26 protein-coding genes are annotated in these 25350 nt (G+C 65.0%); 16 read left to right on the top strand and 10 right to left on the bottom strand.

Annotation, left to right across the window (positions count from 1 at the left end; translation table 11 throughout):
* Positions 1 to 56 precede the first annotated feature (56 nt).
* The 7 genes from tgt to ACFE7D_RS04900 all read right to left on the bottom strand — a co-directional run bounded on the left by tgt (position 57) and on the right by ACFE7D_RS04900 (position 5238).
* On the bottom strand, positions 57 to 1205 hold the full coding sequence (tgt, locus tag ACFE7D_RS04930; protein WP_375394316.1) for a tRNA guanosine(34) transglycosylase Tgt: 1149 nt from the start codon (positions 1203 to 1205) through the stop codon (positions 57 to 59).
* Positions 1202 to 1678, bottom strand: a complete 477-nt coding sequence (locus ACFE7D_RS04925) for an EF-hand domain-containing protein (protein ID WP_375394315.1) — start codon at positions 1676 to 1678, stop codon at positions 1202 to 1204. The genes tgt and ACFE7D_RS04925 overlap by 4 nt, the downstream gene beginning before the upstream one ends.
* Positions 1679 to 1748: 70 nt before the next feature.
* Positions 1749 to 2774: a tRNA preQ1(34) S-adenosylmethionine ribosyltransferase-isomerase QueA gene (gene queA / locus ACFE7D_RS04920; RefSeq protein WP_375394314.1), complete on the bottom strand. Its 1026-nt coding sequence runs from the start codon at positions 2772 to 2774 to the stop codon at positions 1749 to 1751.
* A gap of 28 nt (positions 2775 to 2802) precedes the next feature.
* The gene (locus ACFE7D_RS04915) at positions 2803 to 3525 is read right to left on the bottom strand and encodes a peptidylprolyl isomerase (RefSeq protein ID WP_375394313.1); all 723 of its coding nucleotides are present in this window, start codon (positions 3523 to 3525) and stop codon (positions 2803 to 2805) included.
* Positions 3526 to 3592: 67 nt separating this feature from the next.
* Entirely contained in the window at positions 3593 to 4099 is a 507-nt protein-coding gene (coaD, locus tag ACFE7D_RS04910; protein ID WP_375394312.1) for a pantetheine-phosphate adenylyltransferase, read from the bottom strand.
* A complete protein-coding gene (locus ACFE7D_RS04905) occupies positions 4096 to 4995 on the bottom strand; it encodes a polyprenyl synthetase family protein (RefSeq protein ID WP_375394311.1) in 900 nt (299 codons plus the stop codon). The genes coaD and ACFE7D_RS04905 overlap by 4 nt, the downstream gene beginning before the upstream one ends.
* A gap of 3 nt (positions 4996 to 4998) precedes the next feature.
* Positions 4999 to 5238 carry an exodeoxyribonuclease VII small subunit gene (locus tag ACFE7D_RS04900; protein ID WP_375394310.1) on the bottom strand — a complete coding sequence of 80 codons (240 nt, stop codon included), beginning with the start codon at positions 5236 to 5238 and terminating at the stop codon, positions 4999 to 5001.
* A 93-nt stretch (positions 5239 to 5331) separates the two neighbouring features.
* On the opposite strand from ACFE7D_RS04900, the gene ACFE7D_RS04895 reads away from it, so the two are divergent.
* Positions 5332 to 6690 (top strand): NAD-dependent succinate-semialdehyde dehydrogenase, encoded by a 1359-nt coding sequence (locus ACFE7D_RS04895; RefSeq protein ID WP_375394309.1) that lies wholly within the window; start codon positions 5332 to 5334, stop codon positions 6688 to 6690.
* A 28-nt stretch (positions 6691 to 6718) separates the two neighbouring features.
* Positions 6719 to 7375: an SdpI family protein gene (locus ACFE7D_RS04890; RefSeq protein WP_375394308.1), complete on the top strand. Its 657-nt coding sequence runs from the start codon at positions 6719 to 6721 to the stop codon at positions 7373 to 7375.
* Positions 7376 to 7396: 21 nt separating this feature from the next.
* On the opposite strand, the gene ACFE7D_RS04885 is transcribed toward ACFE7D_RS04890, so the two are convergent.
* Positions 7397 to 7522: a hypothetical protein gene (locus ACFE7D_RS04885; RefSeq protein WP_302479995.1), complete on the bottom strand. Its 126-nt coding sequence runs from the start codon at positions 7520 to 7522 to the stop codon at positions 7397 to 7399.
* Between the two features lie 116 nt (positions 7523 to 7638).
* On the opposite strand from ACFE7D_RS04885, the gene ACFE7D_RS04880 reads away from it, so the two are divergent.
* Genes ACFE7D_RS04880 through ACFE7D_RS04860 form a run of 5 tightly spaced genes read left to right on the top strand, consistent with a single transcriptional unit; the run spans position 7639 to position 12803 of the window.
* Positions 7639 to 7863: a hypothetical protein gene (locus ACFE7D_RS04880; protein ID WP_375394307.1), complete on the top strand. Its 225-nt coding sequence runs from the start codon at positions 7639 to 7641 to the stop codon at positions 7861 to 7863.
* 53 nt (positions 7864 to 7916) lie between these two features.
* Positions 7917 to 9836: an excinuclease ABC subunit UvrC gene (gene uvrC, locus ACFE7D_RS04875; RefSeq protein WP_375394317.1), complete on the top strand. Its 1920-nt coding sequence runs from the start codon at positions 7917 to 7919 to the stop codon at positions 9834 to 9836.
* Positions 9837 to 9896: 60 nt separating this feature from the next.
* Entirely contained in the window at positions 9897 to 10628 is a 732-nt protein-coding gene (gene recO, locus ACFE7D_RS04870) for a DNA repair protein RecO (RefSeq protein ID WP_375394306.1), read from the top strand.
* A 28-nt stretch (positions 10629 to 10656) separates the two neighbouring features.
* Positions 10657 to 11706 carry a 3-isopropylmalate dehydrogenase gene (leuB, locus tag ACFE7D_RS04865; protein ID WP_375394305.1) on the top strand — a complete coding sequence of 350 codons (1050 nt, stop codon included), beginning with the start codon at positions 10657 to 10659 and terminating at the stop codon, positions 11704 to 11706.
* Positions 11703 to 12803 (top strand): glycosyltransferase, encoded by a 1101-nt coding sequence (locus ACFE7D_RS04860; RefSeq protein ID WP_375394304.1) that lies wholly within the window; start codon positions 11703 to 11705, stop codon positions 12801 to 12803. The genes leuB and ACFE7D_RS04860 overlap by 4 nt, the downstream gene beginning before the upstream one ends.
* Here the strand turns inward: ACFE7D_RS04860 and ACFE7D_RS04855 are convergent.
* Positions 12800 to 14038, bottom strand: a complete 1239-nt coding sequence (locus ACFE7D_RS04855) for a phospholipid carrier-dependent glycosyltransferase (RefSeq protein ID WP_375394303.1) — start codon at positions 14036 to 14038, stop codon at positions 12800 to 12802. The two genes, ACFE7D_RS04860 and ACFE7D_RS04855, sit on opposite strands and share 4 nt — an antisense overlap.
* An 81-nt stretch (positions 14039 to 14119) precedes the next feature.
* Between ACFE7D_RS04855 and ACFE7D_RS04850 the strand changes: the two genes are divergently transcribed.
* Genes ACFE7D_RS04850 through ACFE7D_RS04840 form a run of 3 tightly spaced genes read left to right on the top strand, consistent with a single transcriptional unit; the run spans position 14120 to position 16508 of the window.
* Complete coding sequence (locus tag ACFE7D_RS04850; protein WP_375394302.1) at positions 14120 to 15325, top strand: trans-sulfuration enzyme family protein; 1206 nt, start codon at positions 14120 to 14122, stop codon at positions 15323 to 15325.
* Positions 15322 to 15723, top strand: coding sequence for a Co2+/Mg2+ efflux protein ApaG (gene apaG, locus ACFE7D_RS04845; protein ID WP_375394301.1), 402 nt, complete (start codon positions 15322 to 15324; stop codon positions 15721 to 15723). Before ACFE7D_RS04850 ends, apaG begins: the two co-directional genes overlap by 4 nt.
* Complete coding sequence (locus tag ACFE7D_RS04840) at positions 15720 to 16508, top strand: LysR family transcriptional regulator (protein WP_375394300.1); 789 nt, start codon at positions 15720 to 15722, stop codon at positions 16506 to 16508. The genes apaG and ACFE7D_RS04840 overlap by 4 nt, the downstream gene beginning before the upstream one ends.
* A 23-nt stretch (positions 16509 to 16531) precedes the next feature.
* Here the strand turns inward: ACFE7D_RS04840 and ACFE7D_RS04835 are convergent, their stop codons facing one another.
* Entirely contained in the window at positions 16532 to 17383 is an 852-nt protein-coding gene (locus ACFE7D_RS04835) for an ABC transporter permease (RefSeq protein WP_375394299.1), read from the bottom strand.
* 58 nt (positions 17384 to 17441) lie between these two features.
* Between ACFE7D_RS04835 and ACFE7D_RS04830 the strand changes: the two genes are divergently transcribed.
* The 6 genes from ACFE7D_RS04830 (at position 17442) to argF (ending at position 25335) form a co-directional block, all read left to right on the top strand.
* Complete coding sequence (locus tag ACFE7D_RS04830) at positions 17442 to 18140, top strand: GcrA family cell cycle regulator (protein ID WP_375394298.1); 699 nt, start codon at positions 17442 to 17444, stop codon at positions 18138 to 18140.
* An 882-nt stretch (positions 18141 to 19022) separates the two neighbouring features.
* On the top strand, positions 19023 to 19553 hold the full coding sequence (locus ACFE7D_RS04825) for a lysozyme inhibitor LprI family protein (RefSeq protein ID WP_375394297.1): 531 nt from the start codon (positions 19023 to 19025) through the stop codon (positions 19551 to 19553).
* A 130-nt stretch (positions 19554 to 19683) separates the two neighbouring features.
* Entirely contained in the window at positions 19684 to 21660 is a 1977-nt protein-coding gene (gene parE / locus ACFE7D_RS04820) for a DNA topoisomerase IV subunit B (protein ID WP_375394296.1), read from the top strand.
* A gap of 138 nt (positions 21661 to 21798) precedes the next feature.
* A complete protein-coding gene (locus ACFE7D_RS04815; RefSeq protein ID WP_375394295.1) occupies positions 21799 to 23004 on the top strand; it encodes a hypothetical protein in 1206 nt (401 codons plus the stop codon).
* An 84-nt stretch (positions 23005 to 23088) separates the two neighbouring features.
* Positions 23089 to 24279, top strand: a complete 1191-nt coding sequence (locus tag ACFE7D_RS04810; RefSeq protein ID WP_375394294.1) for an aspartate aminotransferase family protein — start codon at positions 23089 to 23091, stop codon at positions 24277 to 24279.
* A gap of 138 nt (positions 24280 to 24417) precedes the next feature.
* Positions 24418 to 25335 (top strand): ornithine carbamoyltransferase, encoded by a 918-nt coding sequence (gene argF / locus ACFE7D_RS04805; protein ID WP_375394293.1) that lies wholly within the window; start codon positions 24418 to 24420, stop codon positions 25333 to 25335.
* The last annotated feature ends 15 nt before the right edge of the window (positions 25336 to 25350 follow it).

The following is a 25350-nucleotide window of genomic DNA, read 5'->3' as shown; positions in this document are numbered from 1 at the left end:
CGCCGCCTGCGCGGCGTTGCCGCGCGCGAGGACCTCGCGGGGGGTGTCAGGGCCGGTCACGCTTTTTCTCCTGTACCGGCGGGGGCATACCGCGTGCGGAACATATCGGCAAAATGAGTTAGGCGACCAGCGGCGATGTTGGTGCGCAGATCGGCCATCAAGGTTTCGTAGAAATGGATATTATGCTCGGTCATCAACATCGCGCCAAGGATTTCGCCGGCGCGGACGAGATGGTGCAGATAGGCGCGGCTCCACCGCCGGCAGACCGGACAGGCGCATTCGGGATCGATCGGAGCGGCGTCTTCGGCGAAGCGCGCGTTGCGGATGTTGATCGGGCCGTCCCGAGTAAATGCCTGCCCCGTGCGTCCGCTGCGCGTCGGCATCACGCAATCGAACATATCGATTCCGCGCTCCACCGCGCCGACGATATCGTCGGGCTTGCCGACCCCCATCAAATAGCGTGGCTTGTCCATGGGCAGTTGCCCGGGCGCGAAGTCCAGGCAGCCGAACATCGCCGCCTGTCCCTCGCCAACCGCGAGGCCGCCGACCGCATAGCCGTCGAAGCCGATGTCGATCAGCGCATCGGCGCTGTCTGCTCGCAAACGTTCATCGAGTGCACCCTGCTGAATGCCGAAGATCGCCGCCCCTTCGGCATGCGTGCCGCCCGCATCGAACGCCGCCCGCGACCGCCCGGCCCAGCGCATCGACCGCTCCATCGCGGCGGCCTGGACGTCCGGCGTCGAGGTCGTCGGTACCAGCTCGTCGAACGCCATCACAACGTCCGAGCCTAACAGACGCTGGATTTCGATCGAGCGTTCGGGGCTGAGCAAGTGACGCGATCCGTCGAGATGCGATTTGAACGACACGCCGTCCTCGGATCGTTTGGTCAGGTCGGCGAGGCTCATCACCTGATAACCGCCCGAGTCGGTCAGGATCGGCCCGTCCCAGCCCATGAACGCATGCAGCCCGCCGAGCCGCGCGATTCGTTCCGCACCGGGGCGAAGCATCAGGTGATAGGTATTGCCGAGGATGATGTCCGCACCCGCCGCCGCGACATCGGCGGGCTTCATCGCTTTCACGGTCGCGGCGGTACCGACGGGCATGAAGGCGGGGGTGCGGATCGCGCCACGCCGCATCGCGATCGTGCCGGCGCGCGCGCGACCGTCCGTCGCGAGGATCGTGAACGCGAATCGCGGTGGCGTCACTTGCGCTTCTTGCCCCGCCGGTCCGGATCGTTGGGCGCGGTCGCGTGGATCGTGACCAGCTCGGCCCGTGTCAGCACGCCGTCGCGGTCGAGATCGAAACGGTCGAAATAGGCCCGGAACCGCGCCTGCAATTCGGTAAGCGAGATATGGTCGTCGCCGTCCGTATCGACCTCGAACGGGCTGGGCAGCGCGTTGCGGTCGCCGAGCCAGCGTTGTTCCCAATCGGCATAGGCGATGTATCCGATCCTGCCCGCCGCCGCGCCGTCCATTGTCGCGAAGCTGCGCGCGACGCAGCTATCCAGTTCGGCCCGCGTCACGCGCGCATCGCCGTTCGCGTCGCAGGCGGCGACGAACATCGCGGCGGGTTCGACCAGGATCGTCGCAGGTGGCTGCGCCGGACCCTGGGGTGCGGGTGGGGATCCCGCGGCGGTGATCACCTGCAAGGCGGCGGCGAGGACGGCGATCGGGACCATGCACGCCTAATGCCAGCGATGCGGTCGCGCCGCCATAGCTCGATGCTGACAGCTCCGGTCGATCCACGGGTCAGGGCAGGAGCAGCGACGCGTCCCCGTAGGAGTAGAATCGGTAGCCTTGCCCGATGGCGTGAGCATACGCATCGCGCATCCGGTCGAGCCCCATCAGCGCCGATACCAGCATGAACAAGGTCGATCGCGGCAGGTGAAAATTGGTCATCAGGCCGTCGATCCCGCGAAAACGATAGCCCGGCGTGATGAAGATCGCGGTGTCGCCAGCGAAGGGCCGGATGATGCCGTCCGCACCCGTCGCGCTTTCGATGAGACGAAGCGAGGTGGTGCCGACCGCGATCACGCGGCCTCCAGCGGCACGCACGGTATTCAGCCGGTCGGCGGTCGCCGCGTCGATCTGCCCCCATTCGGCGTGCATCCTGTGGTCGGCGGTATCGTCCGCCTTGACCGGCAGGAACGTGCCCGCACCGACGTGAAGCGTCAGCGTTGCATGCCCGATCCAGGCCGCGTCCAGCGCCGCCATCAGCGCTGGGGTGAAATGTAACGCAGCGGTGGGGGCGGCTACCGCTCCGGGTCGGGCGGCGAACATCGTCTGGTAATCGTCCGCGTCGCGCGCGTCGGTCGCCCGGCGCGAGGCGATATAGGGGGGCAGCGGCATTCGTCCCGCACGCGCTAGCAATAGTTCGACGGGCTCATCGCCGGCAAAGACCAGCGCGAGGCTGCCGTCATCATCGCGATCGGTCGCCACTGCCGATACGCCCTCGCCGAAATCGATCGTATCGCCGTCGCGCAATCGCCGCGCGTTGCGGACGAAGGCGCGCCAGCGACGCGGTCCCTCGCGCTTGTGCAGCGTCGCCCCGATGCGCGCATCCCCGCGCCGTCCCTCGAGCTGGGCCGGGATGACGCGGGTATCGTTGAAGACGAGCAGGTCGCCGCGCCGAAGCTGCGACGGAAGATCGCCGACGACACGGTCCTGCAGACCGTCGGCACCGACGACGAGCATCCGCGCCGCGTCGCGCGGGACCGCCGGGCGAAGCGCGATATTCTCCGCCGGCAATATGAAATCGAACAGATCGACGTTCATCGGGCGGTGTGACCCTGGCGACGGGCGATCACTGCGCGGTGGCGGCCTTTCGTGGCGTGGCCTTCGTACGCGGCGCCAGCTTCGGTGCCGCGACCACGGTGCCGGTCGTGCCCGGCAGGGTTACCGGCGCGCCCAATGCGGGGGCTGCAACCGGTGCCGCCGCGACGTAGGCCGGGGGATTATCGGCGGCGATATAGGCGTGGAGGATTTTGCTGGGGCTCGCCGGTGGCTCGCCGCGTTCGATCGCATCGACATATTGCATGCCCTCGACCACACGGCCGAAGACGGTATATTTCCGATCGAGCGTCAGGCGTGGCTGGAATACGATGAAGAACTGGCTGTTCGCACTATTCGGGTCCTCAGCACGCGCCGCCGATACCGCGCCGCGGACATGCGGCAGATAGTTGAATTCCGGCGGCACGTTGGGCATCGTCGATCCGCCGGTGCCGTCACCCTTCGGATCGCCGCCCTGCGCCATGAAGCCTTCGATCACCCGGTGGAATGCAAGCCCGTCGTAGAAATGCTGCCGCGTCAGCGTCTTGACCCGCGCAACCATCAGCGGCGCGACATCGGGCCGAAGCAGAATGACGACGCGACCCCCGGTCGACAGATCGACGACCCACTGGTTTTCGCGGTCGGTCATTGCAGGCGGGGCGGGGCGGGCATTCGTCGTCGTGGCTGGCGCCTGGGCGGTCACGGGAAGGGCGAACAGACATCCAAGAAAGGCAGCGACGACGGCAGGCAAACGCATGGACAATACTCGAGACCTCGGGAGAGTTACGGCTTAAAGCAAATCGCGGCTTGCGCCAAACTGAACGTCAACTGCCGCGCCGGCCCACCGCCAGTACCCGGGCAACGATATCGTCGCGCACCGTCGGCGGCACGAACTTGCCGATTTCGCCACCGAACATCGCAATTTCCTTGACCAGGCGCGATGCGATCGGCTGAAGCGCGACATCCGCCATCAGGAACACCGTCTCGACCCGCGGATTGATCTGCTGGTTCATGCCCGCCATCTGGTATTCATATTCGAAATCGGCCACCGCGCGTAGGCCACGTACGATGACACGCGCGCCCTCGCGCTCGGCGAAATCCATCAGCAGCGAGTCGAACGGCACGACGCCGATATCGCCGTCGATCGCTGCGACTTCGCGCAACACCATCGCCATGCGTTCGTCAAGCGTGAACATCGGCGATTTGGACGGATTGGTGGTGACGCCGACGACCAGCCGATCGACCAGCTTCGCGCCGCGTCGGATGATGTCCGTGTGCCCAAGCGTGATCGGGTCGAAGGTGCCGGGATAGACCCCGATACGCCTCGTCAATGATCGCGCTCGACGACGTAGCGTGCAATCTGGCGGAGCAGATCGGCTTCGCGGCCGTACGTGTGCAGATGCGCGATCGCCTGATCGACCAGCATCGCACATTGCGCGCGCGCGCGGTCGACGCCCAGCAACGACAGAAACGTCTCCTTGCCTGCACCCTCATCCTTGCGCAGCTTCTTGCCGGCCAGCGCCTCGTCGCCCTCCGCATCGAGCAGATCGTCGGCAATCTGGAAGGCGAGCCCGAGGTCGCGGGCGTAACCGCGCAAACCGGTGCGTCCCTCCGGCGGCACGCGCCCAAGAATCGCGCCCGCCTCGACGGAGGCGGCGATCAGCGCGCCGGTCTTCATCGCCTGCAACCGGGTGACGGTCGGCAGGTCGAACCGTGCTTTCTCCGCCTCGATATCCATCATTTGGCCGCCTGCCATCCCGGTTGGTCCGGCAGAGCGCGCAAGATCGAGAACCAGTTCGGCGCGGGCGAACGGGTCGGGATGCGTCCCCGGGTCGGCCAGCACCTCGAACGCCAGCGCGTGCAGGCAATCGCCTGCCAGGATCGCGGTGGCTTCGCTGAACAGCTTGTGCACCGTCGGTTTGCCGCGGCGCATGTCATCGTCGTCCATCGCCGGCAGATCGTCGTGGATCAACGAGTAGACATGGATCGATTCGACCGCGAGCGCGGCACGCCCCGAACATTCGCGATCGACCGCGAACAGGTCTGCACTGGCACGCACCAACAGCGGACGAAGCCGCTTGCCCCCGCCGATCGCGGCGTGACGCATCGCACGATACAGACCAGCGCGCGGATCGTCGGGAATCGCCAGCAACAGATCGAAACGACGATCGATCTCCTCGGAAATCGCCATCGTAGCCGCGGGCAGGGAGATGGTCATCGTCGCCATGGCTCAGGACTCGGCAAAGGGGCGGGTGCCGACGGCGCGCCCTTCCGCATCGGTACGCACCGCCTCGATCCGCGCTTGCGCCGCATCGAGCCGATCGGCGCAGCGCAGCCGCAATCGGTCGCCGCGCTCGTACAGGCGGATCGAGTCGTCGAGCGTCGCCTCACCGCTTTCCAACCGCGAGACGATCCGCTCGAGTTCTTTCAGCGCTTCCTCAAACGACAGATCGTCTACGGGTGTCTCCATGGTTCCGCTATGGCGCAGGCGCTGCGCAGGGGTCAAGGATACGCGGGAATGCTGGATCGTTTCCTGCATGGAACCGCCCAAGGACGTTATCCCATGTTTATCAGCACCAATCCCGCGACAGGCAAGGCCGGGGAAACGTTCGTCGAACTTGACGCGGATGAAATCGAGCAGAAGCTCATCCATGCGCATGCCGCGTACGATGCCTGGCGGACGACTGAATTGTCGACGCGCGCCGCGCTGCTGTCGGCGATCGGCGACCGGTTCGAAGCGAATGCGGAACGGCTGGGCGCGATCGCGACTCGCGAAATGGGGAAGACGCTGAAATCGGCGATAGCCGAGGTAAAGAAATGCGTCGCCGGTTTCCGCCATTATGCAGAGGCGGGACCGGACATGCTGGTGCCGCACCGTTTCGACACCGCGGAGGGGCCCGCCACTGCGCAGTGGCAGCCGATGGGTCCCGTCCTTGCGGTCATGCCCTGGAACTTTCCCTATTGGCAGGTCGTCCGTTTCCTCGCGCCGACGATCATGGCCGGCAATACCGGTCTGTTGAAACATGCTTCGCTGACGCAGGGTTGCGCTGCCGCGATGGAGGAGATGGTGTTGGCGGCGGGCGCGCCGGTCGGGCTGTTCCAGAATCTGGCGATACGGTCGGACAAGGTCGCGGCGCTGATCGACGATCGCCGGATCGTCGCGGTGACCATCACGGGCAGCGAGGGCGCGGGTATGAAGGTGGCCGAGGCGGCGGGGCGCAACCTGAAGAAGGTGGTGCTGGAACTTGGCGGTTCGGACCCGTTTGTCGTGATGCCCTCGGCCGATATCGACAAGGCCGCAAAGGTGGCTGTGGTGGCGCGGACGCAGAATAGCGGACAATCGTGCATCTGCGCGAAACGGATGATCGTCCATGCCGATGTGTATGACGCATTCCTCGATGCATTTTCGGTGGGCATGAAGGCGCTCATCGTCGGCGATCCGATGGTGGACGAAACCGACATGGGCCCATTGTCAAGTGCGGAGCAGCGCGACACCGTGATCGATCAGATCGCCGAGATCCAAAAGGCCGGCGGTCGATTATTGTTCGGTGGCGAGCGACAGCCGGGCGATGGCGCCTATCTGTCGCCAGGTATCATCGTCGATCTGTCGCCCGACGAACCGGTCGCGCAGGAGGAAATTTTTGGACCCGTCGCGATGGTATTCCGGGTTCCGGATATCGACAATGCGATCGCGCTGGCGAACGACATTCCGTTCGGGCTTGGCGCGTCGGTATGGACCGCCGACGCCGGTGAGCGCGCGCAGCTCGAACGCGATATCGAATCCGGGATGGTCGCGGTGAACAAGATGCTGTCGTCCTCGCCGCAGGCTCCGTTCGGCGGTATCAAGCGATCGGGACATGGGCGCGAATTGGGGCCATATGGGCTGCACGAATTCATGAATCTGAAAACGGTGTTCGGCTGATCGGCGATATTGCAGAAGGGGAACCATCATGTCCTACCGCGGAATGACGATCGCCAGCGCGGCGACGATTGCTGTGTTGGCGGGGATCGCGGCAATCGCGTTGTCGCGGCTGCAGGCGGGCGTGCAATTGCCCACCCACTGGAATGCCGCAGGTGAGGCGGACCGGTTTGCAGACGCCGACACGGCGTTGTTTCTGCCCGTCGCGCTGACCATCGTCATCTCGCTGACGATGGTCGCGTTACCGCAGATGGAACCGTTACAGGATCGATTGTCCGGCAGCGCGCCGTTGCTCAAGGCGACCTGGGGCGGGTTGCTGGCTATGATGGCGCTGATCGAGGTCATGGTCGCGGCACCGGCGTTCGGCTTCGCGCTGCCTGCGACGACGTCGCTGGTCGGCATCGGGTTGCTGTTCGCCGTGATCGGAAATGCGCTGCCCAAATCGCGACCCGGTTTCTTCGTCGGCATCCGGACGCCCTGGACGATCGCCGATCCGGCCAATTGGATCGCGACTCACCGGCTGGGCGCGCGCACGATGGTCGCGGGCGGCGCGATCCTGGTCGCGGGTGCATTGCTGCCGATCGCGCCGCAAGCTCGCGCGGTGCTGACCGTATCGGCGATCGGGCTCGCGATCGTTCCGCCGGTCGCCTATTCCTGGTGGTATTGGCGGGCGCATCGTCCCGCCTGAGACGATCGCGCTACTGCCCACTCACTTCTTGATCGTGACGATCCCGACGGGGTTACCCTTGGTCGATGCATTGGCGGCAATCGTCTTGACCTTTTCCGCCTTTGGCTTGCGGACTTCCTTGTTTGATTTCTTTTGGCTCTTGGCCATGCCGGTATCCTTATGGGCGATGCGCCCGGATGCATTGTACACGGTGCGGAGGCTATCGTGGCATCTATTCGCCGGCAGCTATATACCGTGCGGGCGGTTGGGCGTAGGCGTGCGCGATGGAACCTACCAAACCCATCATCGAACGCGCCTTCGAACTTGCTCGCGCCGGCTCCTGCCGATCGGTCAACGATGTCCGTCAGGCGCTGCGCCGCGAAGGCTATGAGGGGGTGCATGCGCATCTTCACGGTACGACGATCAACCGCCAGATCACCGCGCTGATCAAGGCCGGTCCGACCGCGGCGGCGCCGATCGAGGACGAGGCGGCGGCGGTCCAGGGTTAATGACGGTGGGCTGATTGCTGGACCCGTCGCCCCCCGACTCCTACATGCCGGCGATGCCTGCCGACGCTCCCGATCGTTTCAACGAAGAGAAGGCCACTTACACCGTCCGCGGCAGCGGCGTACCCGATCTCGAACTTGGCGTGGCGGCGATCCGTAACGTGCTGCAGACGCTGCCGATTCGGCCGGGCGTATACCGCATGCTCGATGCCCGCGGCGACGTGCTGTATGTCGGCAAGGCGCGCGCGCTGAAGAACCGGGTGACCAACTATACGCAGGTCGATCGCCTGCCCAAACGGCTCCAGCGGATGGTCGCACAGACCCGGGCGATGACGATTGTCACGACCAACAACGAGGCGGAGGCGCTGCTGCTCGAGGCGCAGCTGATAAAGCGGTACCGGCCGGCGTATAACGTGTTGCTGCGCGACGATAAGAGTTTCCCGTTCATCCTGCTTCGCGCCGACACCGATTTCCCGCGCGTCCAGAAGCATCGCGGCGCGCGGCGCGCGACGGGAAATTATTACGGCCCGTTCGCCAGCGCGGGCAGCGTCAACACGACGCTCAACGCACTCCAGAAACTGTTCCTGCTGCGATCGTGCACGGACGGTTTCTTCAAGACGCGCGACCGGCCGTGTCTCCTCTACCAGATCAAGCGCTGCTCGGCACCGTGCGTCGGCCGGATCGACAAGGCGGAATATGCCGAGCTGGTCGACGATGCGAAGGCGTTCCTCGGTGGCAAGTCGACACAGGTGCAGGCTAAGCTGGGCGGCCAGATGCAGGCTGCGGCGGAGAATATGGATTTCGAACTGGCCGCGCTGCTGCGCGACCGGCTGAAGGCGCTGACCTTCGTGCAGGGCACGCAGGCGATCAACGCGGAAGGGGTGGGCGACGCCGACATCTTCGCGCTGGCGTGCAAGGACGGGGTGATGGGCATCCAGGCCTTCTTCATCCGCGGCGGCCAGAATTGGGGGCATCGCAGCTTCTTCCCCGCGCACACCGCCGAAGTGCCCGAGGACGAGGTGCTGGCGAGCTTCCTGACCCAATTCTACGAGGAGGTGCCGCCGCCGCGGCTGATCCTGCTCGATCGCGAACTCGCGGAAGCGGCGTTGCTGTCCGAGGCGCTGGGCGATCGGGTGGGGCACAAGGTCGCGCTGTCGGTGCCGGTGCGCGGCGACCGGCGGCGGCTAATGGAGCAGGCGCAGCGCAATGCGGTCGAGGCGCTGGAGCGGAGGTTGGCGGAATCGACGACGCAAGCGCGGCTGCTGAGCGAGGTGGCGGACCTGTTCGAACTGGATGGCCCGCCCGACCGGATCGAGGTCTACGACAACAGCCATATCCAGGGCACGAACGCATTGGGCGCAATGGTGGTCGCGGGCCCCGAGGGGTTCCGCAAGGGTCAGTACCGGAAGTTCAACATCAAGGGCAATGAGGCGCGCACCGACGACGATTTCGACATGATGCGCGAGGTATTTCGGCGCCGCTTCACCCGTCAGGTCGAGGAAACACCTGATCGCGACGATCCGACCTGGCCGGACCTGGTGCTGATCGACGGCGGCCGGGGCCAGCTCAACGCCGTCCGCGCGATCCTGGAGGACCTGGGCATCGAGGATGTCTGCCTGGTGGGCATGGCCAAGGGGCCGGACCACGGGCGCGAAGGGCGCGAGGTTTTCCATCTGATGGACGGGCGCGAGATCACGCTGCCGGTCAACGCGCCGGTGCTGTTCTATCTCCAGCGGCTGCGCGACGAGGTCCACCGCTTCGCGATCGGCGCGCACCGGGACAAGCGCGCGAAGGCGATCGGCGCGTCGCCGCTGGACGAGGTGCCCGGCATCGGCCCGGCGCGCAAGAAGGCGCTGCTGATGCATTTCGGCACCGGCCGCGCGGTGCGCAACGCGAGCCTCGCCGATCTGCAACAGGCACCCGGCGTCTCCTCCGCGGTCGCGCAGCAGGTGTACGACTTCTATCATTCGCGGTGAGGCTTCGGACCAATTCGTCCGGCCGTTGCCTTCGGCTGCCCCCCGCGCGACAAGGCCGTCATGGAGCTGACCGCCACCGCCATCGTCGTCGCCGTTCGAATGCATGGCGAACACGGCGCGATCGTGCGGGCCTTGACTCGGGAGGACGGGTTGCAGCCGGGCTATGTCCGCGGCGGGCGATCGACGCGGATGCGGCCCGTGCTGATGGCGGGGAACATGATCCGAGGGACATGGCGCGCGCGGACGGGGGAGCAGCTGGCCAGCCTGGTCGCCGAACCGGTGGAGACGCGTGCGGCGCTGTACGGCGAGCCGCTGGCAGCGGGGGCGATCGAATGGGCGACCGCGCTGGTCGCGGCGACCTTGCCGGAGGCGCAGCCCTATCCGCGGATACACGATGCTTTGTCGGGATTGCTGGGCGCGATCGGCGCGGCTCCCGCGGCAAAAGGCTGGGCGGTAGCACTCGCGCGCTTCGAGCTGCTGGTGCTGGCGGAACTCGGCTTCGGGCTCGATCTGGAACGCTGCGCGGCGACCGGGAGTACGGTCGATCTGGCGTTCGTCAGCCCAAGGAGGGGGGGCGCGGTCTCGCGCGGGGTGGCCGTCGGTTACGAGGAGCGCTTGCTGCCATTGCCGGAGTTCCTGGCCGCGGGTGGTGCAGCGGACTGGCCCGATATCGTCGCGGCGTTAGCCGTCACCGGGCATTTCCTGGCGCGCGATCTCCTCGCGGATCGACGTGCCGGGCCGCTCGCCGCCCGCGATCGGTTGGTGGATCGTTTGAAAAGGGCGGTTGCGTGAGCGGCATGCTCTGGGCAAGGGCGATGCCATGCCAATGATCGCGATCCTGGCCGGCGACGGCATCGGCCCCGAAGTGACGGCCGAGGCACGCCGCGTGCTCAGCGCACTGTCGCTCGACCTGTCGTTCGAGGAGGCCCCGGTCGGCGGTGCGGCCTATCATGCGACGGGGCATCCCTTGCCGCCCGGGACGATCGACCTCGCCAAACGCGCCGATGCCATCTTGTTCGGTGCGGTCGGCGATCCGTCCTGCGACACGCTCGCGCGGCATCTGCGGCCGGAACAGGCGATCCTCGGCCTGCGCAAGCGGCTGGGGCTGTTCGCGAACCTGCGGCCCGCCAGATTGTTCGCCGGGCTGGAGGATGCATCCGCGCTGAAGCCCGAGATCGCCGGCCGGATCGACATGGTTATCCTGCGCGAACTGACCGGTGACGTGTATTTCGGCGAAAAGGGCATGCGGACGACCGCGGGTGGGCTTCGCGAAGGCTATGACGTCATGGCCTATGCCGAGGACGAGGTGCGGCGGATCGTCACCGTCGGCTTCGAGATGGCGCGCCATCGCAAACGCAAGCTGTGTTCGGTGGACAAGGCGAACGTCTTGGAGACGTCGCAATTGTGGCGCGATGTGGTGATCGAGACGGCCGAAGATTATCCCGACATCGCGCTGACGCATATGTACGTCGATAACGCCGCGATGCAGCTGGTGCGCGATCCCGGGCAGTTCGACGTCGTCGTCACCGGCAATCTGTTCGGGGATATCCTGTCCGATCAGGCGAGCATGTGCGCCGGATCGATCGGCATGCTGCCGTCCGCATCGCTTCGCGCGTGGAACGGGGACAATGGTCTGTACGAGCCGATCCATGGATCGGCACCCGATATAGCGGGGCAGGGCAAGGCGAATCCCTGCGCCGCGATCCTGTCTGCGGCGATGCTGCTGCGCCATTCGCTGTCGATGGAGGCGGCGGCGCAGCGGATCGAGGCGGCGGTTGCCGCCGCGATCGCAGGGGGCGCGCGTACGGCGGACCTCGGTGGGACATTGTCGACTGGCGGGATGGCGGACGCGGTGCTGGCGGAGCTGTGACGCAAGGGCTGGAGATTGCGGTCGTCATCCCGACCTTCAACGAACGCGCGAATGTGCCGTTGTTGATTGCCAAGCTGGATCAGGCACTTGCGGGACGCTATTGGGAAGCGATCTTCGTTGACGACGACAGCCCGGACGGCACCGCGGACGCTGCGCGCAAGATTGGGGAACTTGACACCCGCGTTCGTGTGATCCAGCGGATCGGGCGGCGTGGGCTTTCGACCGCCTGTATCGAGGGGATGTGCGCGACCGCCGCGCCGATCGTCGCGGTGATCGATGGCGATTTGCAGCATGACGAGACCGTGCTGCCTGCTATGCTGGAGGCGTTGCAGCGCGACCCGATCATCGACGTGGTGGTCGGGTCCCGTTTCGTCGACGGTGGCGGGCTGGGGAATTGGCAGCAGGACCGCGTCAGGAAATCCGCGCTCGCCACGCGACTGTCGCGCCGCGTGCTGAAAGCTGATCTTACCGATCCGATGAGCGGCTTCTTCGCGATCCGCACATCGGTCGCGCGCCGGCTGGCACCGGCTCTGTCTGGAATCGGATTCAAGATCCTGCTCGACCTGATGACCGCCAGTCAGGAACCGCTCGGTTTTCTCGAACTGCCTTATACGTTCCGCATGCGGACCGAGGGGGAGAGCAAGCTCGATCATGTCGTGGCGATGGAGTATCTGATCGCATTGTACGACCGGATGCTGGGCAAAGTGGTGCCGGTCCGCTTCGCAATGTTTGCTGCCATCGGCGCGTTCGGCGCTGGTATCCATTTCCTCGTGCTTTCACCGCTTTACGCCGGATTGCTGTGGACGTTTCGCGCATCCGAGATCGTCGCCACCATCGTCGCGATGACGTTCAATTTCTTCCTGAACAATCTGCTGACCTACCGCGACGCCCGGCTTCGTGGTGCGCGTGCGCTGTTCGAAGGGTGGATCGGCTTCTGTCTCGTCTGTTCGGTCGGTGCGATCGCCAATGTCGGCGTCGCTATATTCTTATTTAACGAGAATTACGGTGGATGGGCCTGGCCCGCGCTGGCCGGGATCGCGATCGGCGCGGTGTGGAATTACGTGCTGTCTTCGCGGTTCGTCTGGGGTCGGTATTAGACCCAGGTTCCAAACCACATCCAATGGCGGAAGGACTGGGGTCCCGATAGCGGTGTAGCGGCGATGATCGGGTAAAAATACACGAACAGCCCAAGCGACAGGACGAGAAAGCTCTCGTCCCAATACCGCAGCCGCCCCCGCCCGAACCGGTCGAATGCCGCCGCGATGACGATCGGCAACCAAATGCTCGAGAGGTAATAATAATAATAGAACCCCAATGACTTGGGGATGACTGCCCACATCGCGACGGAACCTATCCACAGCATTGCCGCCGCGCCCAGGCGGTGGTCGCGCCCACGCCACCAGCCCCACAGACATAGGGCGATCGCGACAAGCCCACCCCACATGATCGCGGGGTTGCCAAGCATCAGAATGCCGCGTTCGGCCCCGTCGGTGACCTCGTACAGATACCAGATCGGGCGGATCAGGAGCGGCCAGGTCCACCATCCTGACTGATAGGTATGCGCCGGAAGTATCTGTGTCTGGTCGGCATAGATCGTCGCCTGGAATGGAATCAGCTTTGCCGGCGTCATTGGATCGTCGGCGTAGAAGAATGCAGGCGCGAAGGTCGCGAAATAGCTCGTGCAGGCCCCGAGGCCGAGGATCAGCAGCGCGGGTAGAACCCCTATGCCGGGCCAGGCGTCGCGGTCGCGCCATTTTACCACGACGAACGCCGCCGCGACATAAGCGACATACGGGACAGCGGTCCATTTCGTTCCCAACGCAAGCCCGAGCAGCACACTGCCTAGGGTCCACCGTCGCCAGACCTGTCCGCCGGCCCCGCGCATTGCCCAGAGCATCGTCGCCAGCCCGGTGACAACGAACGCCGCCATGAACCCGTCGAGCATCGCGATCCGCGCCTGGACGAACACGGTGAAGTTCAGCATCGCCAGCGCCGCGCCGAACGCCGCGGTGCGCAGCCGTCCGAACAGCAGCCACAGGATCGTGAAAACCCCGACCACCACCGCCGTCCCTGCGATCGTCGAAAAGGCGCGCCATCCAAGCGCGTTGTCGCCGAAAAGCATCATGCTTGCCGAGATCAGGATCTTGCCCATCAGCGGATGTTCGATGTTGGTCGCGTGTGACAGCGTCCGCATGACCCGCGCCGCGCCGACATAATGGATTTCGTCGAACACGAGGATGTGCGGCGTCGTTAGCCGGAACGCGAACAATGTCTCCGCGGCGACGCCGATGCCGATCGCGGTGGGTAGGGGGCGGGTCGGCAGGCGGATCACCGGCGCTTTCTTGCCCGCCCGGGAATGGCTTTCAAGGGGCCGGGGCTTGTTTCGCCGCTTCCGCCCCGGCAAAGCGGCAAGATGAAGCGAAAGACCGGCCAGGACCGCGCGATCACATCGACATGGCGGCCCGCCACGCAGGCGATCCGCGGCGGCACCGCGCGCAGCGAATATGGCGAGACGTCGGAGGCGATCTTCCTGACGTCGGGCTATGCCTATGATTGCGCAGGAGACGCCGCGGCGCGATTTGCGGGCGAACAGGTGGGGATGACCTACACTCGCCTCCAGAATCCGACCGTCGAGATGCTTGAGGAACGCATCGCGTTGCTGGAGGGGGCGGAGGCCTGCCGGACGATGGCGTCGGGCATGGCGGCGATGACCGCGGTACTGTTGTGCCAGTTGCAGGCCGGCGATCATGTCGTTGCCGGTCGTGCCGCGTTCGGATCGTGCCGCTGGCTGACCGACACGCTGCTGCCGAAGTTCGGGATCGAGACGACGATCGTCGACGCGCGCGATCCGCAGATGTTCCAGGAGGCGGTGCGGCCCAATACGAAGGTCTTCTTCTTCGAGACACCCGCCAATCCGACGATGGACGTGGTCGATCTGGCCGCGGTGTGCGCCATCGCGCGCGAACGCGGGATCACCAGCGTCGTCGACAACGCCTTCGCCACCCCCGCGCTCCAGCGACCGATGGAATTCGGTGCAGACGTGACGGCCTATAGCGCGACGAAGATGATGGACGGGCAGGGCCGCGTGCTGGCCGGCGCGGTATGCGGGACGAAGGATTTCATCGACAACGTCCTGTTGCCCTTCACGCGCAACACCGGGCCGACGCTGAGCGCGTTCAACGCCTGGGTGGTGCTAAAGGGCCTGGAGACGCTTTCCTTGCGCATCCACCGCCAGTCGGAAAATTCGGTGAAGGTTGGCAAGTTCCTTGAGCCTCGGGTCCCGCGCATCCTGCACCCGTGGCTGCCAAGCCACCCGCAGCACAACCTCGCGATGCGGCAGATGGACGCCGCCGGGCCGATCTTCGCGTTCGAGGTCGAGGGGCGCGAACAGGCGCATGGATTGCTCGACGCGCTGGAACTCGTCGACATCTCGAACAATATCGGCGATTCACGCTCGCTGATGACGCATCCCGCCTCCACAACCCACGCCAGCGTCTCCGCGGAGACGCGCGCGGAGATGGGGGTTAGGGAGGGGCTGCTTCGGCTGAATGTCGGGCTGGAGGATGTTGATGACGTGATCGACGATCTCGACCGCGCGCTGACGAAGGTGGGGCTATGATCGCCTCGCTGTTCCCGAACGCGGCGACGACGCACGGGGTGACGGTGCGCGTCTCGGTCAGCTTTCTGCCCGAGCAGTCCGAACCGTCGCGCGGACGCTGGTTCTGGGCCTATCACATCCGGCTGGAGAACGAGGGCGATGCGACTGTTCAATTGCTGACTCGGCACTGGGTCATCACCGACGGTCGCGGCGCGCGGCATTCGGTGGAAGGCGAGGGTGTCGTCGGCGAACAGCCGCTGATCGCGCCGGGTGCCAGTTTCGATTACGTGTCCGGTTGCCCGCTTGCGACGCCGATGGGGGCGATGCAGGGCAGCTACCGCATGGTCGGCGAGGACGGCGAGACGTTCGACGTCGAAATCCCCCGCTTCCGGCTGGTGGCACCGACGGTTTCGACGTGAAGCGGACGCACCTGCCCCTGAACGGCATGCGCGTGTTCGACGCGGCGGCGCGGCACCTGTCATTCACGCGCGCCGCGGACGAACTTGCGGTGACTCCGGCAGCGGTCGGGCAGCAGATCAGGGCGCTGGAGGATACGCTCGGGGTCGTCCTGTTCCGCCGCACCACGCGCGGGCTGGAACTGACGCCCGAGGCCGAGGGTGGCCTCGGGGCGCTGCGCGACGGTTTCCTGCAGTTCGAGGAGGCGGTCCGCGCGATGCAGGCGGGGCAGTCGTCCAAATCGCTGACCATCGCCGCGCCGCGCGATGTCGTCCAGAAATGGCTGATGCCGAGGCTCGCGGCGATCGCGGCGGCGGACGGCGACCTTCGCTTCGTGCTGCTGACCACCGACGACGGCGTCGATTTCGCGCAGGCCAATCTCGATCTCGCTATCCGATGGGGCGACGGGCCGGGCGAGCATGAGGGCGAGGCGATCGAATCGGAGGGGCTTGTGACCGTCGCGGCATCGGCGGACGCGCCCGATATCGCGATCGGCTGGACCGGCGCAGCGGAGGACCGCGCGCCGGCGATCCGGGTGGCGGACGCCGGGCTGGCGATCGATGCCGCGATCGCGGGGCTGGGGCGCGCGATCGTCCCCGAACTGCTCGCTACCGCCGATATCGCCGCGGGTCGGCTGGTTGCGATCGACGATGCCCGGCCGTCGCGCGAAGGCTATTGGCTGGTCGCACCATTGCCGCAGTGGCGTCAGAGGAAGGTGCGGACGCTGGTCGAGATGTTGACGCGATAGGCTCGGTGCCCATCCGCCCGCACTCAGTTCTTCAGCTTCCACCCCCGGCGCAGCGCGGTGTAGACGATTCCGCCGAGCACGACGTCCACCGCCAGGATTGCCCCTCCGCCAAGCAGCACCGGCGAATCGGCGATCCCCAGAAAGCCGTAGCGAAAGCCCGAGATGATGTAGAAGAACGGGTTGAGATGGCTCGCCACCCGGAAGGCGGGTGCGAGTCGGTCGACCGAGTAGAAGGTGCCCGACAACAAAGTCAGTGGCGCGATGACGAAATTCTGTACCGCGGCGGCATGATCGAACTTCTCCGCCCAGATCGACGTCAGGATGCCGATCAGCGCGAGGAACACCGACCCGAGCAGTCCGAACCACAGGATCGCGATCGGAACGTGCGGCGTGACGTGCACGCCCGGCCAGATCGCCATCGCCAGCCACACCGCGCCGCCGACGCAGAACGCCCGGGTCACCGCGCCGGCGACGATCGCCGCGAGCAACTCGGCCGATGACAGCGGCGGCATCAGATAATCGACGATCGTCCCCTGGATCTTGCCGACCAGCAGCGAGAAGCTGGAATTGGCGAACGCATTCTGCAACATCCCCATCACGATCAGCCCGGGGGCGATGAAATCGGCGAACGCCACCTGCGATCCGCCGACGAACACCGGCCGTTTGCCGCCGGTCGCGACGGTGAAAATAATCAGATACAGCAGGGTCGTGATCGCAGGTGCCCACACCGTCTGGAGTTGCACCTTGAAGAAACGGCGCACCTCCTTGATATAGAGCGTCCACAGGCCGCCCCAATTCACATTGCGAATGACGGGCACGCCGGGGGCGGATCGTATCGCCGACTGCAATTCGCCGATTTGGGGCTGGCTGCTCATGGCCATCGCCGGTAAGCGCTGCCGCCGCCGCCCGCAAGCAATGACGAGAGTTTGAAGAATGACCGGACTATCCTGGACCGACGAGCGGATCGAAACGCTGAAGACGATGTGGGAGGGTGGCCAGACCGCCAGCCAGATCGCCGAGGCGCTTGGCGGGGTCAGCCGCAACGCGGTGATCGGCAAGGCGCATCGGCTCGGGCTGCAGTCGCGCCCGTCGCCGGTCAAACCCAACGACCCGGACAAGGGTGCTCTCACGCCCGTCGCCGCCGCACCCGTCGTGCCGGCCGCTGCACCCGCACCGTCGCACGCCGTGCCCGCGTCCGATCCAGAGCCGCCGTTCCGGGTGACGACCGTCGAAGCCGATGTGGACGACGAGGACGAAGACGAGGTCACGCCGACGCCCGAACCGGTAAAGCCGCAGCCGATCATGCGATCGGTCGGCCCGGGCGGCTTCCTTCGCCAGGCCCCGGGCGAGCAGCAACCGCCAAGCACCCCCGCGCCGCCGCGCCGTCTCGTCCCCGCCAAGCCATCCGCCGGGATGGTGGGGAAGACGAGCCTGCTCGATCTCAGCGACCGCGTCTGCAAATGGCCGCTCGGCCACCCGGGCGAGCCGGACTTCCATTTCTGCGGCGACAAGGTGAACCCGGGCTTTCCGTACTGCGTCAACCATTGCGGCCATGCGTACCAGGCGCAGCTCCCCCGCCGCGACCGTCGCCCCCCGCCGCCGCTGCCGTTCGGCGGCCCGCGGGTTCGTTAGGGTCGTTTGCGACCGACTTGATCCGTTCTCCTGCGAAAGCAGGAGCCCAGAGCCGAGGGCGATGACCCTCGTGACCCTGGGTTCCTGCGTTCGCAGGAAAACGGGGTTGAATGCTGTCGACTGAAAACCGCGCCAGGCGCGGCCAGCCGGTTCCCCCGCCGCCCCCAAGACATGGGCAAAGGTGCCCGGCTTCGGCAGGGTAGCGCGACCATACCCGACCTTCGGAAGTGGACGAAGTGGACGCCACGTCAGGGTCGGAATCGCACCGGGCAAAATCGAAAAGGATCGGGGACGGCGCGCGGGAGCGTGACGGCGGTCGAATCGGCTTGGCCGTGGCAGGGAACTCGCCATCGCGACGCGTCTTCGCCTGCGTCCCGCCTCCTGGAATCGCCGCGGAAGTGGAGGAAGTGGAGGTGTGCCATTCCACTTTCCACATCCTGCGAAAAGAAGGACTTACCCCGCGCTGCGGACCAGTGGAGCAAAGCGGTTCGGCGCGGTTCTGCATGGCATGGACATGACATGAGCGAGGGTTTGTAGGACAGCGGAATGTCGGGTGCCTCAATTGCGGACTTCCCACGATTTGCTAGCTTTATCGGATGGGCAACGAGGATTCTTGGTTTGTCATTGGGTTGGGGATCGTAGCGCTCCTGATAATCGCAATCGCGATCTTCATCTCTACTAAGTTCGTTCAACTATTCATCCGTGAATGGCGAGGTAGAAAAAACCATAGAGGACGCTAACGCCCAATTGCGGTCATTAGCCGATGGTGCCATCCTTGGACCATGAACGGATACGACGAGCGAGTGCGCGCGAGAATGGTTAGACAGCGCTGTATCAAGCAACATCATTTTCGTTTGTCATGCGACTAAGGCGAAGCGATCGATGAAAATCCTATTGATGGTAGCTGGCGCATTGCTGTCGAGCGGATCGGCGGTCGGACAAACGAAGCCTCAGTCCAGCGGCACGCCCAAATCCGTGCAAGGGTTTGACCCATACTTACCAAAGGAGTGTCGAGGGAAAAAGCCGGGTGAGATTGAAGAAGTACCAATGCAACCGTTCGAATATTGCGCGCAATCAGCGTGGGTAAACGCCGACAAGGAGTTGAATCGCGTTTATCAAAGGGTACGCTTGTTTATGCGGAGTAAAGGCAAATATGACGAAAGCGACTGCTGGATTGGTGTTGGGCAAGCAGACGGTAAATGCCCGACTTATGAAGACGCTCTCATACAATCCCAAAGAGCGTGGATTGTGCTGCGTGATAAAAATAGCCGCCTGGGCGGCTATGCCGATCACGGCTGGGATGTCGTGGCTTTAGATTTCTATTTTTCCCGAGAAGAAGAGACTGTAGAACGCATTAAATGGCTCAATGATCTCTTAAAGACGTATCAAGAGCCCAACCCGAATGGTGGTTGATGAGATTCGGAGTTTGGACCGACCGCACCCGCATTCGCCGGTTAGCCAGTCGGAGAACGGGAGCTAATCACCAAACCCGGCCCACTCTCCCCGCTTGCCCCCGTGTCGCGCGTACCCCATACGTTCGCGCATGGCCGACGATCTCTTCGCTAGCTCCCCCATCCCCGGCACCTACGATGCCTCCTCGATCGAGGTCCTCGAAGGGCTCGAACCCGTCCGACGCCGGCCGGGCATGTATGTCGGCGGCACCGACGAGCGCGCGTTGCACCATCTCGCCGCCGAGGTGCTCGACAATGCGATGGACGAGGCGGTCGCGGGGCATGCGACGCGGATCGAGGTGACGCTGGCACCGGGCAACCGGCTGACCGTCGTCGATAACGGCCGCGGGATACCGGTCGATCCGCATCCGAAATTTCCCGACAAGAGCGCGCTGGAAGTCATTCTTTCCACGCTCCATTCCGGCGGCAAGTTCGCAGGGAAGGCCTATGCGACCTCGGGCGGGCTGCACGGCGTCGGGGTGTCGGTGGTCAACGCGCTGTCGAGCGATACCGTCGTCGAGGTCGCGCGCGACCGGCAGCTTTACCGCCAGTGCTTCGCGCGCGGGCTGACGCTGGGGCCGTTGCAGACGGTGGGGCCCGTGCCCAATCGCCGCGGTACCTCGGTCGCGTTCACGCCGGATACCGAGATTTTCGGTCCCGAACTGAACTTCAAACCACAGCGGCTGTACCGGCTCGCACGGTCCAAGGCATATCTGTTCGCCGGCGTCGAGATCCGCTGGCATTGCGCGCCCGAACTGCTCGTCGACGATACCCCCGCCGAGGCGGTGTTCCAGTTCCCCGGCGGTCTTGCCGATCATCTGCGTGAACAGCTGGGCGGTCGCGATTGCGCGACCGCGGATTTCTTCGCCGGATCGCAGGATTTTCCAGGCGAGCAAGGCCGCGTCGAATGGGCGGTCGCGTGGCCGCTGTGGAGCGACGGGTCGTATAGCTGGTATTGCAACACCATCCCGACGCCCGATGGCGGCACGCACGAACAGGGCCTGCGCCAGGCGCTCGTCCGGGGATTGCGGGCGTTCGCGGAACTGGTGAACCAGAAGAAGGCGAAGGACATCACCGCGGACGACGCGATGGTCGGCAGCGAACTGATGCTGTCGGTCTTCATCCGCGAACCGCAGTTCCAGAGCCAGACCAAGGACCGGCTGACCTCGCCCGAGGCGGCGGGCCTGGTCGAGAAGGCGGTGCGGGACCATTTCGATCATTGGCTCGGCCACAATATGGAGCGCGGCAAGGCGCTGCTCGGCTATGTCCTCGAACGCATGGACGACCGCCTGCGCCGCAAGCAGGAGCGCGAGGTCAAGCGCAAGACGGCGACCTCCGCACGCAAGCTGCGGCTGCCGGGGAAGCTCACCGATTGCTCGGCGGACGATCCCAAGGGTACCGAACTCTTCATCGTCGAGGGCGACTCCGCTGGTGGATCGGCGAAACAGGCGCGCGACCGCAAGACCCAGGCGATCCTGCCGATCCGCGGCAAGATCCTGAACGTGGCGTCGGCTACGGCCGCGAAGATCTTTGCGAATCAGGAGATTGCGGACCTGTCGCTCGCACTTGGCTGCGGGACGCGCAAGGATTGTCTGGTCGACAATCTGCGCTACGAACGGATCGTCATCATGACCGACGCCGATGTCGACGGCGCGCATATCGCGACGTTGCTGATGACGTTCTTCTTCCAGGAAATGCCCGATCTGGTGCGGCGCGGGCATCTCTATCTTGCGCAGCCGCCGCTCTATCGGCTGACGGTCGGCGCGAAGTCGCTCTACGCGCGCGACGACGCGCACCGCGCCGAGCTGGAGCGGACGGCGTTCAAGGGCAAGAAGGTCGAGGTCTCGCGCTTCAAGGGGCTCGGCGAGATGAACCCCGGCCAGTTGCGCGAAACGACGATGGACCCGAAGACGCGCGGCATGATCCGGATCACGCTGCCCCAGGAATATGAGGAGCGCGCGGGGGTGAAGGATCTGGTCGATCGCCTGATGGGGACGAACCCCGCGCACCGCTTCGCGTTCATCCAGGAGAATGCCGCGCGGCTGGACGAGGAAGCGATCGACGCTTGAGGCGGGCTGGTTGCGAATTGCATCGGCCGCCGATATCTCGAGATGGGCAACGCGGGCAGCGCGCTTGACGATGTCCGCACGTAGGATCACTTTCGTAAAGTGCGGGGCGGAAGAAGCTTGACGTTGCGGAGGGCCAAGATGCGTATCGCTTTAGTGACTGCGGCTATCCTGCTTAGTGCGGGCGCCGGTGCAGCGCAGCAATCAACGAGTACCGCGCCTAGCGCGCCCGATATCGTGGTAACCGGACAACGATTGATCGATACGCAGCGCGCGCTGGAACGATGCATCGCGGCACATTGCTCACCCGACCAGGACATCGCAGCGACATTGGCCCATGCGGAGAACCAGTTCGTTGCCGGGGCCTACAAGGACGCGCGCGATACGCTTGATCGCTCGCTCGGTCGCAACAAGGCGCTGGGCAAACAATATCCGGTCCCCGTCGCTAGCCTGTGGCGAGCCCAGTCGCGCATTTCGGTCCATCTGGGCGAAAGTGATACGTACCGGATCAGTCAGATCGAAGCACTTGATGTGTTGAAAAACGGTTTGGGCCAGAACGATCCGCGAACGCTGGCGCAGCGTTTAGAAGTAGCCGATGCTTTTGCTCATCTCGGTCGGATCGAGGGCGCGTTGCCGATGTACCGCGATGTCGCCAAGCGCGCGCACATTATCGGTAATACAGCGATGGAAGGACAAGCGCTTTTCCACATTGCGATGCTCAACAGCGTTCTAGCGGAAGTTCAACCAGCTATTTATCGATACGAGGCAAAGCGTTCGATCGCGGCACTAGCCGACACGACCGCGCCAGAAATGGAGCCGTTTCGCAATGCGGTGAAACTGCTTCAGGCGCGGATGGCGGCAAAGGAGGGCGATACGGCGGCGGTCGATCGGATGGTCGCCGATTTTCGGTCGTCGAACACCCGCAATCCTACGTTGATCTACGCGCCGCCGATCAGCAATGACAGCGCAGACCGGGCCTATTCTGACGGGAGCATGACCGGCAAGATGGCGGTCAACACCTACGAGAACCAATGGGTCGACATTAGTTTCTGGATCGCGCCCAACGGTATGGTCACGGACGCAGCCATTCTGCGGGCTAGCCCCACACTGCAAAAACAATGGGTCGATCCGGTCTTAAAATCGATCGGTGGCCGGCGTTATTCACCGCTTGCGCTGAAATCGAGCGATCCCGGGCTTTTGAGGGTGGAGCGCTACACGATGACGGCCCATTGGGCCACTGGGACGGGCACGCACTTGCGTGTTCGCGAAGGTATACCGCGGATCGAGATGCTCGACCTGACCGCCGATCCAGGACCGACAAAAGCGACCCAGGCAGCGCCCGGTTGACCCCTCCCTCTTCCCCTCTGTATCAGGCATTTCCGGGCGGTCCTCCACGGGTCGCCCTCTTTGTTTCGTAAAAGGATCAGCGCCGTGGCCATCACCGCCCTCATGCCCGTCTACCCGCGGTGCGGCGTGCGGCCGGTGCGAGGCGAGGGCGCGTATCTCTTCGGCGAGGACGGCGCGCGCTACCTCGATTTCGCGAGCGGTATCGCGGTCAACGCGCTCGGCCATGGCCATCCCGCGCTGGCCGAAGCGATCGCCGCGCAGGCATCGACACTGATGCACGTGTCGAACCTCTACGGCTCCCCACAAGGCGAGAAGTTCGCGCAGCGGCTGGTCGATGCGACCTTTGCCGATACCGTGTTCTTCACCAATTCGGGGGCCGAGGCGGTGGAGTGCGCGATCAAGACCGCGCGCCGCTATCATTTCGCCGACGGCCATCCGGAACGCCACGACCTCATCACCTTCGACACCGCGTTTCATGGCCGGACGCTGGGCACGATCAGCGCGACGAACCAGCCCAAGATGCGCGACGGGTTCGAACCGCTGCTGCCCGGTTTCAAATATGCGCAGTTCGATGATCTGGACGGCGCGCTGGCGCTGATCGACGGGCATACCGCCGGCTTCCTGGTCGAACCGATCCAGGGAGAGGGCGGTATCCGTCCCGCAAGCCACGCGTTCCTGACCGGTCTGCGCAAGGCGTGCGACGAGCGCGGGCTGTTGCTGGTGCTGGACGAAGTGCAGTGTGGTTACGGCCGCACCGGCAAGATGTTCGCGCACGAACTCTATGGCATTACGCCCGACATCATGGCGGTGGCGAAGGCGATCGGCGGCGGCTTCCCGCTCGGTGCCTGTCTCGCGACCGAGGAAGCCGCCAAGGGCATGGTCGCGGGAACGCATGGATCGACCTATGGCGGCAACCCGCTGGCGATGGCGGCGGGCGAGGCGGTGCTCGACGTGATCCAGGGCGAGGGGTTCCTGGCCAATGTCGATGCGATGGGCGCGCGGTTGCGCGGCGCGCTGGAGCAGATGATCCCTAACTACGACCATCTGTTCCACAGCGTACGCGGGCATGGCCTGATGCTCGGGTTGAAGCTGAAGAGCGACAGCCGCAGGTTCGTGGCGTTCCTGCGCGACGAGCATCATCTGCTGACGGTTTCGGCGGGCGACAATGTCGTGCGCATCCTGCCGCCGCTGAATATCGACGAGAGCCATGTCGCGGAGTTCGTCGAGAAGCTGTCCGTCGCGGCAAGGGTCTATGTGCCGGCGATGGACGAGTGACCAATTCCTCCCCGCTTTGCGGGGAGGGGGACCATGCGAAGCATGGCGGAGGGGGAGTGCGGCAGGCGGTTTGCGGGAGGCGAACCCCCTCCACCAGCCTGCGGCTGGTCCCCCTCCCCGCGAGCGGGGAGGATTAGAGTGCGCCATTTCCTGAACCTGTCGGATGCCGGACCCGACGGCATCGCCGCGATGCTGGCGGATGCGCTCGACCGCAAGGCGGCGCGCGCGGGCTGGCCCAGGGGCAGGGCGGACGCGGATGCGCCGCTCGCGGGTCATGTCCTGGCCTGCGTGTTCGAGAAGAACTCCACCCGCACCCGCGTGTCGTTCGACATGGCGATCCGGCAATTGGGCGGCACGTCGATCGTGATGGACGCCGGAACGACGCAGCTCGGCCGCGGCGAGACGGTGGCGGACACTGCACGCATCCTGTCGGGCTATTGCGACGCGATCATGATCCGCACCGACGATCACATCAAGGTCGAGGAGATGGCGGCCTATGCCAATGTTCCGGTCATCAACGGACTGACCGACGCGTCGCACCCCTGTCAGATCATTGCGGATCTGCTGACGATCGTCGAGGCCGGCAAGGCGCTGCCGGGGCTGAAGGTCGCGTGGCTGGGCGACGGCAACAATGTCCTCGCCTCGATCATGGAGGCGGCCGGATTGATGCAGTTCGACGTGACTGCTGCCTGCCCTCGGGGGTTCCAGCCGAGCGACGCCGATGTCGCGCTGGGGAAGGGCCGCGCGCGCGTCGTCGCCGATCCGGCGGAGGCGGTGGCGGGGTCGGACGTCGTCGTGACGGATAGCTGGATATCGATGGGACAGCTCCACGCCGATACGAAGCTGAAGGCGTTGATGCCGTACCAGGTCACGTCGCAGCTGATGACGTGCGCGAAGCCCGATGCGGTATTCCTGCACTGCCTGCCCGCGCATCGCGGCGAGGAGGTTGCGGCGGAAGTCATCGACGGACCGCAATCGCTGATCTGGGCGGAGGCGGCAAACCGGCTGCATGCGCAGAAGAGCGTGTTGCGCTGGTGTTTCGGGCAGATCGGGTAGCGATATTGTCTCGCC

Source organism: uncultured Sphingomonas sp. (genome assembly GCF_964244235.1).
In the GTDB taxonomy this organism is placed as follows: Bacteria; Pseudomonadota; Alphaproteobacteria; order Sphingomonadales; family Sphingomonadaceae; genus Sphingomonas.
This window is presented reverse-complemented; position numbering and strand designations above follow the sequence as displayed.

Bases quoted from the DNA above. Each gene is read 5' to 3' on its own strand.
- recO (WP_375394306.1), top strand. From the start codon at position 9,897: ATGGAGCTGACCGCCACCGCCATCGTCGTCGCCGTTCGAATGCATGGC.
- ACFE7D_RS04850 (WP_375394302.1), top strand. From the start codon at position 14,120: ATGAAGCGAAAGACCGGCCAGGACCGCGCGATCACATCGACATGGCGG.
- ACFE7D_RS04830 (WP_375394298.1), top strand. From the start codon at position 17,442: ATGACCGGACTATCCTGGACCGACGAGCGGATCGAAACGCTGAAGACG.
- ACFE7D_RS04885 (WP_302479995.1), bottom strand. From the start codon at position 7,522: ATGGCCAAGAGCCAAAAGAAATCAAACAAGGAAGTCCGCAAGCCAAAG.
- ACFE7D_RS04925 (WP_375394315.1), bottom strand. From the start codon at position 1,678: ATGGTCCCGATCGCCGTCCTCGCCGCCGCCTTGCAGGTGATCACCGCC.
- ACFE7D_RS04895 (WP_375394309.1), top strand. From the start codon at position 5,332: ATGTTTATCAGCACCAATCCCGCGACAGGCAAGGCCGGGGAAACGTTC.
- ACFE7D_RS04900 (WP_375394310.1), bottom strand. From the start codon at position 5,238: ATGGAGACACCCGTAGACGATCTGTCGTTTGAGGAAGCGCTGAAAGAA.
- ACFE7D_RS04825 (WP_375394297.1), top strand. From the start codon at position 19,023: ATGAAAATCCTATTGATGGTAGCTGGCGCATTGCTGTCGAGCGGATCG.
- queA (WP_375394314.1), bottom strand. From the start codon at position 2,774: ATGAACGTCGATCTGTTCGATTTCATATTGCCGGCGGAGAATATCGCG.
- apaG (WP_375394301.1), top strand. From the start codon at position 15,322: ATGATCGCCTCGCTGTTCCCGAACGCGGCGACGACGCACGGGGTGACG.
- leuB (WP_375394305.1), top strand. From the start codon at position 10,657: ATGCCAATGATCGCGATCCTGGCCGGCGACGGCATCGGCCCCGAAGTG.
- parE (WP_375394296.1), top strand. From the start codon at position 19,684: ATGGCCGACGATCTCTTCGCTAGCTCCCCCATCCCCGGCACCTACGAT.
- ACFE7D_RS04815 (WP_375394295.1), top strand. From the start codon at position 21,799: ATGCGTATCGCTTTAGTGACTGCGGCTATCCTGCTTAGTGCGGGCGCC.
- ACFE7D_RS04835 (WP_375394299.1), bottom strand. From the start codon at position 17,383: ATGAGCAGCCAGCCCCAAATCGGCGAATTGCAGTCGGCGATACGATCC.
- uvrC (WP_375394317.1), top strand. From the start codon at position 7,917: ATGCCTGCCGACGCTCCCGATCGTTTCAACGAAGAGAAGGCCACTTAC.
- ACFE7D_RS04890 (WP_375394308.1), top strand. From the start codon at position 6,719: ATGTCCTACCGCGGAATGACGATCGCCAGCGCGGCGACGATTGCTGTG.
- ACFE7D_RS04905 (WP_375394311.1), bottom strand. From the start codon at position 4,995: ATGGCGACGATGACCATCTCCCTGCCCGCGGCTACGATGGCGATTTCC.
- ACFE7D_RS04880 (WP_375394307.1), top strand. From the start codon at position 7,639: ATGGAACCTACCAAACCCATCATCGAACGCGCCTTCGAACTTGCTCGC.
- ACFE7D_RS04915 (WP_375394313.1), bottom strand. From the start codon at position 3,525: ATGCGTTTGCCTGCCGTCGTCGCTGCCTTTCTTGGATGTCTGTTCGCC.